Source organism: Yoonia sp. (genome assembly GCF_014859355.1).
Lineage (GTDB): Bacteria > Pseudomonadota > Alphaproteobacteria > Rhodobacterales > Rhodobacteraceae > Yoonia.
In genome coordinates this window covers 24,245-36,318 of the sequence record NZ_JACUUJ010000005.1, presented here as the reverse complement: position 1 = coordinate 36,318, position 12,074 = coordinate 24,245, and the positions used below count along the sequence as shown (strand labels likewise).

The 12,074-nt window shown below is 60.7% G+C and carries 14 protein-coding genes; 5 read left to right on the top strand and 9 right to left on the bottom strand.

What is annotated here, in order from left to right; all coding sequences use genetic code 11:
- Positions 1-3: 3 nt before the first annotated feature.
- From IBX59_RS03440 to IBX59_RS03405, 8 genes are all read right to left on the bottom strand, one after another.
- Positions 4-351, bottom strand: coding sequence for a hypothetical protein (locus IBX59_RS03440; protein WP_296372436.1), 348 nt, complete (start codon positions 349-351; stop codon positions 4-6).
- Positions 352-434: 83 nt separating this feature from the next.
- Positions 435-1,208, bottom strand: a complete 774-nt coding sequence (gene cobM, locus IBX59_RS03435) for a precorrin-4 C(11)-methyltransferase (protein WP_296372434.1) — start codon at positions 1,206-1,208, stop codon at positions 435-437.
- 51 nt (positions 1,209-1,259) lie between these two features.
- Positions 1,260-3,071 carry a precorrin-3B C(17)-methyltransferase gene (cobJ, locus tag IBX59_RS03430; RefSeq protein WP_296372431.1) on the bottom strand — a complete coding sequence of 604 codons (1,812 nt, stop codon included), beginning with the start codon at positions 3,069-3,071 and terminating at the stop codon, positions 1,260-1,262.
- Complete coding sequence (cobI, locus tag IBX59_RS03425) at positions 3,062-3,805, bottom strand: precorrin-2 C(20)-methyltransferase (protein WP_296372429.1); 744 nt, start codon at positions 3,803-3,805, stop codon at positions 3,062-3,064. The genes cobJ and cobI overlap by 10 nt, the downstream gene beginning before the upstream one ends.
- On the bottom strand, positions 3,802-5,004 hold the full coding sequence (gene cbiE / locus IBX59_RS03420) for a precorrin-6y C5,15-methyltransferase (decarboxylating) subunit CbiE (RefSeq protein WP_296372426.1): 1,203 nt from the start codon (positions 5,002-5,004) through the stop codon (positions 3,802-3,804). The genes cobI and cbiE overlap by 4 nt, the downstream gene beginning before the upstream one ends.
- A complete protein-coding gene (locus IBX59_RS03415) occupies positions 4,997-5,632 on the bottom strand; it encodes a precorrin-8X methylmutase (RefSeq protein WP_296372424.1) in 636 nt (211 codons plus the stop codon). The genes cbiE and IBX59_RS03415 overlap by 8 nt, the downstream gene beginning before the upstream one ends.
- Positions 5,633-5,699: 67 nt before the next feature.
- Positions 5,700-6,896, bottom strand: a complete 1,197-nt coding sequence (locus tag IBX59_RS03410; protein ID WP_296372422.1) for a sirohydrochlorin chelatase — start codon at positions 6,894-6,896, stop codon at positions 5,700-5,702.
- The gene (locus tag IBX59_RS03405; RefSeq protein WP_296372420.1) at positions 6,893-7,105 is read right to left on the bottom strand and encodes a DUF6732 family protein; all 213 of its coding nucleotides are present in this window, start codon (positions 7,103-7,105) and stop codon (positions 6,893-6,895) included. Before IBX59_RS03405 ends, IBX59_RS03410 begins: the two co-directional genes overlap by 4 nt.
- Positions 7,106-7,379: 274 nt before the next feature.
- Here IBX59_RS03405 and IBX59_RS03400 point away from each other — a divergent pair, with 274 nt between their 5' ends.
- Together IBX59_RS03400 and IBX59_RS03395 are read left to right on the top strand one after the other, a co-directional pair.
- The gene (locus IBX59_RS03400; RefSeq protein WP_296372418.1) at positions 7,380-8,222 is read left to right on the top strand and encodes a hypothetical protein; all 843 of its coding nucleotides are present in this window, start codon (positions 7,380-7,382) and stop codon (positions 8,220-8,222) included.
- A gap of 115 nt (positions 8,223-8,337) precedes the next feature.
- Positions 8,338-9,312 (top strand): glutathione S-transferase family protein, encoded by a 975-nt coding sequence (locus IBX59_RS03395; RefSeq protein WP_296372417.1) that lies wholly within the window; start codon positions 8,338-8,340, stop codon positions 9,310-9,312.
- On the opposite strand, the gene IBX59_RS03390 is transcribed toward IBX59_RS03395, so the two are convergent.
- A complete protein-coding gene (locus tag IBX59_RS03390; protein WP_296372415.1) occupies positions 9,269-9,667 on the bottom strand; it encodes a response regulator in 399 nt (132 codons plus the stop codon). The two genes, IBX59_RS03395 and IBX59_RS03390, sit on opposite strands and share 44 nt — an antisense overlap.
- Before the next feature lie 197 nt (positions 9,668-9,864).
- Here IBX59_RS03390 and IBX59_RS03385 point away from each other — a divergent pair, with 197 nt between their 5' ends.
- From IBX59_RS03385 to cbiB, 3 genes are read left to right on the top strand one after another with little or no spacing between them, the layout of a single operon-like run.
- On the top strand, positions 9,865-10,239 hold the full coding sequence (locus tag IBX59_RS03385) for a DUF1636 domain-containing protein (RefSeq protein ID WP_296372413.1): 375 nt from the start codon (positions 9,865-9,867) through the stop codon (positions 10,237-10,239).
- Positions 10,236-11,171 carry a threonine-phosphate decarboxylase gene (locus IBX59_RS03380; protein WP_296372411.1) on the top strand — a complete coding sequence of 312 codons (936 nt, stop codon included), beginning with the start codon at positions 10,236-10,238 and terminating at the stop codon, positions 11,169-11,171. Before IBX59_RS03385 ends, IBX59_RS03380 begins: the two co-directional genes overlap by 4 nt.
- Positions 11,168-12,070: an adenosylcobinamide-phosphate synthase CbiB gene (cbiB, locus tag IBX59_RS03375; protein ID WP_296372409.1), complete on the top strand. Its 903-nt coding sequence runs from the start codon at positions 11,168-11,170 to the stop codon at positions 12,068-12,070. Before IBX59_RS03380 ends, cbiB begins: the two co-directional genes overlap by 4 nt.
- Positions 12,071-12,074: the final 4 nt, after the last annotated feature.

The following is a 12,074-nucleotide window of genomic DNA, read 5'->3' as shown; positions in this document are numbered from 1 at the left end:
AAATCATCCTTCGATCAAACCGGCCGGGGCAAAATCCGGCCGCACGAAATCTGCGGCGGGCCGGTCCGCGACGGGCGTCAACCACTTGAATTCAAACACCCGTTCGTCCCCGTCATCCACCGAAGACATGACCAGACACTGATACAGATGCTTTGGCCCGTCATATATATCGACATGCCCGCGCAAACGATCCGACCCTACAATATCAAGGGCAAAGCCCCCATCCCAGAACCGCCGGATGCGGTGCACATCGTCGCCATCATGCACAGACAGACGGTCCTTGCGTTTCAGCGCGGCCTTGCGCGCATCCTCTAAACCTTGTCGCACCGCTGCTGGTAAAAATTCATACATCGTAAACACCCCCACATTGGGCCAAAGATGAACCGATTTATGTAAATTTCAAGTAACCAAACCCGCCCCAGCGCAGCAAAACCTTATAAATCAGCCTTCACACGTGGCCGTAACACATGCGGCTTGGACGCATCATAAAGCGCTGAATCAGGAAATCCGTGCGAATCAGCTAGCGCCGGCCCCACCATGATCAACGCAGTGCGGGTAATCTTGGCCACACGCACCTTTTCGCGCACGTCCGTCAATGTGCCGCGAATAATCATCTGATCGGGCCAGCCCACACGATAGACCACCGCCACCGGACAATCAGCCCCATAAAACGGCACCAACTGGCGTTCGATCTCGCGCAGCGCGCGGATACCCAGATGAATCGCCAGCGTCGCCCCCGTGCGCGCAAAATTCTCCAGCGTCTCACCCGCAGGCATCCCCGTCGATTTCATCGACATCCGCGTCAGAATGATCGACTGCGCCACCTCGGGCACCGTCAGTTCCGTGCCCAGCGCCGCCGCCGCCGCCGCATAGGCCGGCACGCCGGGAATGATCTGATACGCAATGCCATCCGCCTTCAACCGCCGGATCTGTTCGGCAATCGCCCCATAAAGCGACGGATCCCCCGAATGCACCCGCGCTACATCCTGCCCCTTGGCATGGGCGGCGACGATAACACCATGCGTCGCGTCCAGCGTCATCGGGGCCGTGTCCATGACCAAAGCATCATCCGGCGAACAGGCCACCACCGCTTCTGGCACCAGCGACCCGGCATAAAGACAAACCGGGCAGGCCCCGATCAGCCGCGCCGCCTTCAGCGTCAGCAATTCCGGGTCACCCGGCCCCGCGCCAATAAAATAAACCGTCATTGTCCGCTCCCCTGCTTCATCTTGGCCAAAAAACTCCCCCCGGAGGGTCGCTCAGCCAACAGCCAGATCCCCATCAATCTTGCGCGCATAGCCCCGCGGCGTATACATCCGCGGCCCGGTGCCCAGCTGCGCCAGCCGCGAATGCGACGACCCGACCAGCACCACAGTCAGCATATCCACCTCATCCACCTGCAAATCTGCTAAACGGCGATAGCGGATATGTTCCTCTGGCCGCCCCAGCGAACTGGCCAACATCACAGGCGTATCCGCCGGACGGTGCTGCAACAGGATATCCCGCGCCTCTGCCAACAGTGTCCGCCGCCGCATCGACACGGGGTTGTAGAACGCGATAACAAAATCCCCTGCCGCCGCCGCCCGCAGACGCATTACAATATCGTCACGCGGGGTCAGCAAGTCCGAAAGGGAAATCGCACAGAAATCATGGCCCAATGGCGCGCCCGCCCGTGCCGCCGCCGCCTGCAAGGCGCTGACCCCTGGCGAACAGACAACCTCGACCCGACGCGCCGCAGCGGACACGCCCATCTGATCCGGCCCCCGATCCAGCAGTTCGAACACCAACGCGCCCATCGCGTAAATCCCCGCGTCCCCCGAACAGACAAGGGCAACGTTGCGCCCCTTACCCGCCTGTTCCAAGGCATAGCGGCAACGGTCCTCTTCCCCGCCCAATGGGAAATCCGACCGGTCCTTGCCCACGGCCAGCGGCCCCAGCAAATCAATATACAACCCGTATCCCACCAGTTCGTCCGCCGCGGCCACCAGCCGCGACACCTCTGGCGTGCGCCAGGCCGCCTGACCTGGTCCAATGCCCACAACCGACAGTCGCCCGCGCGCGCGCCCCCGCATGTCGATCAAAGGTTCAGGCGTCACCGCCAACGCACAGGTCGCATTGACCGTCTTGCGCTTGGTCAGCAGAAATTCCCCGTCCGGCCCCGCCTGCGCCAATGCAGCTGCTTCTGATACGCCGTGCGCGCCCACTTCGGCAAAAACCACATCGGAAGGATTGGCCAAACGTGGCGTTTCCGCCTCCAGCTCTTCTGCATCGAACAACCGCAAAGGCACAGCCAAAGCAGACGCCAGATCAATGATCGCAGGCTCATCCGCTTTCAGCGTGATCGTATTCACCGAATGCACCGCCTCTGGCGCGATGCCCGCCGCATCCAGCGTATCCTGCACCAACCCTGCCAATTCAGCGGGCGCACAGTTACGGGCACACCCCACACCCAGCGCCACCCGCTGCGGGGCAAACTGCAAATGCGCGCCCCCCAGATCATCCAGACGATCCATCGTCGCCGACACACGCACCGCATCGCCCTTGGGTAAATCGGCCAGCCAAGGCGCATCACCGCGCACATCGGCACCACCGCCCGACAACAGCGCCGCCATCGCACCCTTGGCATCGGCGCGGTTAACCAGCCGCCAGCCGATAGGTGGTTCATCCAGCGCCACCCCCAGCGCCACATCGCCAGCCGTGGTCACAGCAGCCACCGCCCCCAGCGCCTGCGATATCTGCGCTGCAAGCCGGTTCGCCCCACGATGCCCCCCCAAAAGCGGCACCACCACAGCCCCGTCATCCGATACCGCGATCACCGGCGGCTCTGTCGTCTTGTCAGCCAGCAAAGGTGCCACAGCCCGAATAAGGATACCCGCCGCGCAAACACCGATGATCGGCACGCCAGCCGCAAACAGATCACGAACATGATCCAGCGCATCGGGAAAACAGGCATCCGCCTGATCGATCCGCCCTTCACGACCATGCACCTGCGCACCCAACAGCGCCGCCACCCGATGCGCCACGGGCTCACCAGACCGCGACAGGGCCAATACAACAGGTTTCACAGCCATGGATCAGCCCCTTTGGTCAGTAGAATCATTGAAAAATACGGGGCCTTTTCCGGCGCTTCCGCCAGCGGCAACACAACCTCGTCGGGCAAGGTCGCGCGTTCAACATAAACCGCCTGCGCCGTCAGGCCCAGCGCGTCAATCACGGCACGAACCTTGGACAAATGTCGCCCAACTTTCATGATGACAACGCTTTCCGCGCCATCAATCCGCGCGCGCAATTCAGCTTCGGGCAAGGGGCCGGGCAACACGGTCAGGCGTTCATTGCGCGCGGCCAGCGGCATGCCGGCACGCGCCGCACAGGCCGTGACAGATGTCACCCCCGGCACCACCTCGACCCGGTATTTCTCTGACAGGCGCGCAAACAGATACATGAAAGACCCGTAAAAGAACGGATCACCCTCGCACAGGCACACAACATCCTTGCCCTGATCCAAGGCCGCCGCAATTGTCGCAGCGCCCGTATCATAGGCCGCTTGCGCCGGGGCGCGTTCAACGGTCATAGGCACATCCATCACGATTTCCTGCACCTCTGGCGCAATCAGATCAGCCGCAATCGCGCGGGCAAAGCTCGCCCCGCCAGCAAGTGTCGGATAGGCGATCACCGCGGCCCCTTCAATCAAACGCGCCGCGCGCAAGGTCATCAGGTCCGGCGCACCCGGACCCAGACCAACACCATAAAGCACCCCTGCTTCATCTTGGCCAGAAAACTCCCCCCGGAGGGTCCGACGGCTCATCTTTTCACAAGGCTCCATTGGGTGACCGGCATCATCGGCCGCCAACCGGTCAGGCGGCCCACAGGTTCGGCGCGATGCACCGAAAGTTTCACCAAATCACCACCGTAGGTCTTGTGAAGGGCGATCAGTTCCGCCTCGCTTTCCAATGTCACTGCGTTCGCAACCAAACGCCCTAAGGGCCGCAAGGCAGACCACGCCGCCACGAACGTCGCACGGCTCAGGCCACCGCCAATGAAAATCGCATCCGGCGAATCCAACCCCGTCAGCGCACCGGGCACCATCCCGTCAATCAATTCCAGTTTCGGCACCCCCAGCGCCAGGGCATTGGCCGCCGCCATCGCACGGCGGTCGGCGCGGGGCTCAATCCCGACGGCACGGGCATAGCGGGCCGCGCGCATCCATTCGATGGCCACCGAACCGCAGCCACAGCCAATATCCCACAAAAGCGCGCCGCGCATCGGCATCAGCTTGGCCACCGTCACGGCGCGGACCTCTTGCTTGGTCATCGTGCCATCGGACTGGAACAGACCATCCGCCAGCCCCGGCACGCGCGGCACCAAGGCCGCATCGGGGGCCGCGACACATTCCACGGCAAGCGTGTTGAACGCGGGCACCACCTGATCCCAGCTGTCCGCCAGGCCATCAAACCGCGCCTCGTCCTTGCCGCCCATCGCGGCCAGCACGGTCATCCGCGATTGCCCGAAACCGCGTTCCGTCAAAAAACGCGCGATCTGGGCGGGCGTTTCCGCCCCGGTCGTCAGGATCAGTAGCCGCACATCGGGCTGGATAAAGGCGATCATCTGCTCGACCGGGCGGCCATGCACCGTTAACGTTTCCACATCCGGCAGCGACCAGCCCATGCGTGCGGCAGCCAGTTGGAACGCCGAAAGCTGCGGATGGTAAATGATCTGGGCAGGGTCGATCGCCCGGCCAATCCGCGCGCCAATCGAAAACCACAGCGGATCACCCGTGGCCAGCACGACAACCCGCCGCCCGCGCAGCCCCTTGATCGTGTCAATCAGCGCATCAAAAGGATGCGGCCATGCCAAACGTTCCGCCGTCAGGTTTTCGGCAAGCATGTGATGCCGCTCGCCGCCGATGATAACCTCTGCTGCTGCAACAACGGCGCGGGTGGCGGGAAGCAGCCCGTCCATCCCGTCCTCGCCGATCCCGACGATATGCAACCAAGGTTCAGACATCTTCGGGCAACCCCGCAGCCAGCGCATTGACAGCAGCCGAAGCCATGGCAGACCCGCCACGCCGCCCGCGCAGGGCAACAAAATCGCAACCGCGCGGATCGCGTGCCAGTTCCGCCTTGCTTTCGGCAGCGCCCACAAACCCCACCGGGAAACCAAGGATAACCGCAGGCTTTGGCCAGCCAGCGTCAAGCAATTCAAGCAGGTGGAACAATGCTGTTGGGGCATTGCCAATGGCCACAACGGCGCCTGCGATCCGATCGCGCCACAGTTCCACCGCTGCCGCTGATCGTGTATTCCCGATCTGGCGGGCAAGTTCCGGCACGGTGGGGTCGTTCAACGTGACCACGACATCATTACCGGATGGCAGATAGCGCCGGATGATCCCCGCGCCAACCATTTCGCAATCGCACAGGATCGGCGCGCCGGATTGCAACGCCTTGTGACCCGCCACCACGAGACCGGGTGAAACCGCCAGACGATCCGCGATTTCAACCATCCCGCTGGCGTGGATCAGCCGCGTCATCAACGGATGCAGATCGGGGGCGAACCGATCCAGACGCGCCTCTGCCCTGACTGTCGCAAAGCTCTGGGCATAGATGCTGCGAGGGTCTTTTTCGTAGGGTCGCAAATGCGGGCCTTTCGGTGGGTGGCCAGCGGCGGAGCCTCCGGCGGGAGTTTTTTTGCCAAGATGAAGATCAGGAGACTTTGGTCTTGCGCGCGCTTTCGGGGCCATGCGGGTGCTTGGCGTGCGGATAGGGTGCATGGTGATGGTGGTCATGATCATGGTCGTGATGGTGGTGGTGGTGGTGATCATGCTGATCCTGTGCTGCCAGACGGCACATGCCGGTGCAGAATGTATCGCACAGCGCGCAATCGGCCACGTTTGACCCCGGCGCATTGGCGCCCTGCCCTTCGACGTGGTGATGGTGACTTTCCTGCACGGCGCCGACTTCGGCCTCGAACCCCAGCACCTGCACGCGGTATTTACACAAGACACAGGTGGGCGGCGGCACGACACCAAAGGCGGGGTGAGCGCGATCCTCGGCGCTGATGCGCCGGGTTTCGCCCGCATCCAGCGCCAGCACCTGCGCGCGATAGCCGCAAATGCCGCAGTTGGGCGGCGGCGTTTCGCTGTCTTGTTCCATGATCCGTTCGGCGAAGGTTTCCAGCACCTTGGGGTGATCGCCCAGATAACCGGCCTTGATAAAATCGATATCGGGGTATTGGGCGGCCACCTGATCGGTAAAGCCGTAAATCCGGTCGATCAGGATGCCCGAAAACAGGAAATACGGGAACACGATCACGCGCTTGTAGGGCAGGCGCGCCACATGTTGCAAACATGGTTCAACCAGCGGGAAGGTCACGCCGGAATAGCCCACCTCGCACCAGCCGAACCCCATGCCTTCCTGAATCATCCGCGCGATTTTGGCGACGTTGCCATTGGCGTCGGGGTCTGATGCGCCGCGTCCGATCACGACAAGGCAGGTTTCTGCCAGCGGCAGCTTGCCTAGTTTGGTGTTGGCGCGGTCCACGGCCTCTTGCACGCGCCCGGCGGCGGCGGCGATCATCTTGGGGTCCACGCCCAGTTCGCGGCCATAGCTGACGGTCAGCCCGTGTTTGGCGGCGTAGGTGTTGAGCACGGTGGGGATATCGTTTTTCGCGTGCATCGCCGCAAAGAGCATCCCCGGCACCGCCAGCACGCGTTCACAGCCTGCCGCACGCAGTTTGTCCAGCCCGTCGCGGATCACCGGGTTGGCAAATTCCAGATAGCCGTATTCGGTTTGCCAGTCATCGGGCAGATAGGCGGGCAGTTTGTCCGCCAGCGTTGCAAATTCATCCACCGCAGACTGGCTGCGCGACCCGTGGCCGCAAATCATGACGCCCGTTTTCATGCTGTTTCCTCTTCCAACTCTTCCTCTGGCGCGGGCGTATCTTTGGGTTTTTTTCCCTTCAAAGCCCCCCAGATCGCAGCCAGACCGGCAAGCCCGATGGCGGCCCCCGCCACCCAATGATCATGCCCCGCCACATCGGCCCAATGACCGGGATGCGCCGCAGCGGCAGAGCCTGCAACGCTCAGGAATAGGGAAAAAAATATGCGCATCGGATCCTCCGTTTCACATCATGACCAGAGGCCCGGGTGCCCCGGGTTTCGACGACGTGGTGTTTTGGTCCCCGTTGTGGGTCAACCGCCGCACTGCCAACCGTTCTGGCCCTGCATGGGCTTCGTCACGTCCGTCTATAAAGCGGTGCGCTGAACAGGGCAAACCCATAAGCGACACATCAGCGACAAACCCGCAGTCAGAACAGCCAGATTGTCTCTGCGCCTTCTTTCGTGCCACAAGGCCTGATCAACACAACAGGAGTGCGGCAACCCGATGGGCCGGTATCTGATTTTGATGGTCTGGGGCGACAAATATGGTGACGCCGACTGCAACCGCCTTATCCGCGACGCTTATGCCAATTCAAGCAGTATCAGGGGCGTCATTGTCTTGTCGGATCGCCTGAACCGTGTGATTGATTCGCGCGCGACCCTGCATCCGATTGTTGCCGACTTCGACACACCTGCGTTTAAATCCGGCGGGCTGCCGGTCAAGATTTCGATGTTCGACATTGACGTACTGCCCGAGGGTGCGCCGTGTGTCTATGTCGATCTGGACAGCGCGATCATTGGCGATTTGGGCAAGCTCGCCGCATTGACACGCAGCGGGCCGATCTGGACGCTGGGGACTTTTCGGGCGCGGTTCAATCTGTGGGCACGGATCAAATGGCGGCTGACAAGAGGCCGGTCTTATGGTGCTGGAAACTCATCTGCCATTGCCTTTCGTAACCGTTTTCCCGGCAACCCGACGCAGAAGTTTCGCGGCCACGCACCAATATTCGGTAACCACAATGATGCAGCCCGCCAGAACGATGACCGCTTTATCGGGTGGTCCTGTCAGGACTTGATCCGCCCGATCCCCACCGATCTGGCAGTCCGGTTCAGGATGGAGTTTCTGGCGCCGACCCTAGCACTGAACCGGGTCAAGGCCCGGGCCCGACGCAAGCGCCGCCAGCATCTGGTGCTGGTGACATTTGACGGCGATCTGACGAAACCGGAAACAATCTGTGCCCTGCGCGACAATGAAATCATTGTCGATCATCACGGGCGGCGCGGGCATTGGAATGATACGGAAATCAGCGGGCTGCGCGCGCGGCTATACGCGGGCTTGCAGGACTGACGCCAAAACGCTGCGCCCAGATATGTGCGAATACGCACGGTCAACTCGCATAAGCGCATGTTACGTTCTTTGGTGTAGTGCTTTATCTTTGCTTCAAGCAGAATGGAGATATGCAATGGGCCAACTTGTTGACGGCGTCTGGAACGACACATGGTATGACACAAAAAAATCGGGGGGCAAATTTGTCCGCTCTACCGCGAAATTCCGCAACTGGGTCACCGCTGACGGGTCCGCTGGTGCATCAGGTGAAGGCGGGTTCAAGGCTGAATCAGGGCGCTATCATCTTTATGTCTCTTACGCTTGCCCTTGGGCCCATCGGACCCTGATTTTTCGGGCCATCAAAGGATTGACGGATCAGATCAGCGTGTCAGCCGTGCATCCTGACATGTTGTCAGACGGCTGGACGTTTGAAACCGATGACAAAGGGGCCACGGGCGATACGCTGTTCAGGGTGCCGTTCTTGCGGGATATCTATCTGCGTGCCGATCCCAAAATCTCGGGGCGGGTGACGGTGCCTATTTTGTGGGACAAGCAAACCGACAGCATCGTATCAAACGAATCGTCGGAAATCATCCGGATGTTCAATTCCGCGTTCGACGGCATCACCGGCAATACCGATGATTACTGGCCCAAAGACCTGCGCGATGCCATCGCGCCGGTGAATGACCGGATTTATGACACAGTGAATAACGGCGTCTACAAGTCAGGCTTTGCCACCACACAATCCGCCTATGAAGATGCCGTTTATCCGTTGTTCGAAACACTTGATTGGTTGGAAGACCGGCTGGGCCAGAACCGCTATCTGATGGGTGACAAAATAACCGAAGCCGACTGGCGGCTTTGGACAACACTGATCCGTTTCGATCAGGTGTATCACCTGCATTTCAAATGTAACCGCAAGCGGATTGCAGATTATCCCAACCTGATGGGGTTCACGCGCGAGTTGTATCAATGGCCCGGTGTTGCGGAGACAGTGAACATGGATCACATCGTCCGGCATTACCATTACAGCCACGATACGATCAATCCGCACCGGATCATCCCGATCAATCCGCAGATCGACCTGTCTGCGCCGCACGGTCGTGGCTAGTGCTGCCGTAATGTTGCACGATCGCCGCCAGATCATTTGGCGGCGTCGCGCTTTTGAGAAAGGCGCGTGCGTTGGAACAGTGCTGAAAGATTGAACCGTCAGAAAAGAATGTCGTATCGGTGACAAAGATAATATTGGCCTGCGGCTGGCGAAATTCTGCCATATCGGCCACGGCTATGGCGCTGCCCTGGCTCAGGACAATATCCAGAACGATGACATCGAACGCCATTTTTTCAAGACAAACGAGCGCCTCTGCGCCGGTCAGCGCATGTATGACATGTGCCCCCAAGCGTTCAAGGTGCCGCATCCACAGCCCCCCCAGATTTTGCTTGCTCTGAACGATCAGCACGCGCATGGAATTTTCCTTGTCAGGTAAATATATCAGCAAAAAAATTCATTTTAAATTTTCTGTTGCGACTACACGTCCGCCGAAATTCTTAATGAAAGGTTAATGCGACCCTCATGACTGCGCTAAAGGACAGGTTAACCCGTGCGGTCTTGTGAAACCGGCGATAATTCGCTTGATATACGACAAAAACAACGGACATAAAAATGACAACTTGGATCACGGTCTGCGACACCTGCAAGCGCGAAGGGTGGGAAACTGGCAACATGGGCACCACCGATGGCGAAACGCTTGCCGCATTGATCGAGACAGAAGCGGCAGGGCTGGTTCGGGTCAAAACCCGCCGGGTGTCCTGCCTGATGGGCTGCACCGGCGCCTGCAATGTTGCCATTCAAGGCCCCGGCAAGCTGAATTACACATTGGGGGCATTTTCTCCGACTGCTGAAGCCGCGGCAGGCATTGTTGCTTACGCCAAGGCCCACGCAGAAAGCGACACTGGCCGTGTGCCCTATCGGGACTGGCCCGACACGATCAAAGGCCACTTTGTCACCCGCCACCCACCCTTGCCAGACAACGCATGACCGATCAACGTGACCACGGCGGGGGGCTCGACGCAGCTATCAGGCAATATGGCGGCAGCAGGGATGATTGGCTGGACCTGTCCACCGGGATCAATCCTGTGCCGTATCCCCTGCCCCGGCTGACCGCTGATTCGTGGACAGCCTTGCCCGACCGGGCCGCGTTCGACAGGCTTTATGCCTTGGCGCGCAACTTTTGGCGGGTGCCGCAGGCGGCAGGGATCATCGGCGGCACCGGTGCATCCGCAATAATTGCCGCCTTGCCACGGGTGCTTGAAACGTCACACGTGGCCATCCCCGGCCCCACATATAACGAACACAGTGCAGCCTTTCTGGCCGCTGGCTGGCCCGTCCGTGACGGCGCGGCGGATGTGAGGGTCGCCGTGCATCCCAACAACCCTGACGGGCGGGTCTGGCAGGCCGAAGATCTGAACAGCCCGATCACCATCATCGACGAAAGCTTTTGCGACGTAATGCCAGAGGCATCGCTGATCCACCTGGCCGCCCGCCCCGGCACTGTGGTGCTTAAAAGCTTTGGCAAATTCTGGGGGCTTGCAGGTCTGCGGCTGGGTTTTGCAATTGGAGACCCTGCCATCATCGACAGGTTGACCGATCTTTTGGGGCCGTGGCAAATATCTGGCCCCGCGCTGGCCATCGGCGCCGAGGCGCTGGCCGATCCGCAATGGGCCGACGACACCCGCGCGCGGCTGAAAATGGACGCTGCCCGACTGGATGCGCTGTTGGAAAGCAAAGGCGCCGCACTGTTGGGCGGCACCACGCTGTTCCGGCTGTATCAGGTGCAAGATGCAAAAGCCGCGCAACACCATCTGGCACAGCACCATATCTGGTCGCGCGTCTTTCCTTATGCAAGCGACTGGCTGCGCCTTGGGCTGCCCGCACCTGACCGCTGGGGCCAGCTTGAGGATGCGCTGTGACGCTGATCCTTGGCATGATCTTGGATGCGCTTTTGGGCGAACCCCGCTGGCTGTGGTCTCGTATCCCGCACCCCGCAGTGCTGATGGGGCGGCTGATCGGTTGGTGCGACGCCCGGTTCAACAAGGGCGCGCAGCGGCAAAACGGCGTGCTGAGCATGGCAGCACTGGTGATCAGCGCAGGCGCGCTGGGGTTGATTTTGCAATCGCTGCCCACAAAACTGATCGACATCATCATCCTTGCCATCCTGCTGGCGCAGAAATCGCTGGTGCAGCATGTGCAGGCCGTGGGCGATGCGCTGCGGCTGTCGCTGGGCGACGGGCGAAGGGCAGTGGCGATGATCGTGGGACGCGATACGCAAACCATGGACAGGCCCGCTGTTGCACGGTCCGCCATCGAAAGTGCGGCCGAAAACCTTTCAGACGGGGTGATCGCACCAATCTTCTGGTTCGCGGTTGCCGGGCTGCCGGGGCTGCTGATCTACAAGATCACCAATACCGCCGACAGCATGATCGGCTATCGCACACCGCGGCATGAAAAATTCGGATGGGCCGCAGCACGGTTCGACGACCTGTTAAACCTGATCCCTGCCCGCCTGACCGCCCTGCTGATCTGGGCCGTTACCACCCGCCCCGCCCCGCGCAAGATCATCCAAGATGCCCCCCTGCACCGCTCTGTCAACGCAGGCTGGCCCGAGGCCGCGATGGCCCACGGCCTGAACATCGCGCTTAGCGGGCCGCGCCGCTATGATGGTGAACTGCGTGATTATCCTTTCGTGAACGATGCAGGCGCACATGATCTGACCCCCGATGATATAGACCGGGCCGTCAGCGCCTTGTGGAAAACATGGAGCGGCGTGCTTTTGTTATCCGTCTTGCTAGCCATCGGCACAGAGCTCTGATTTG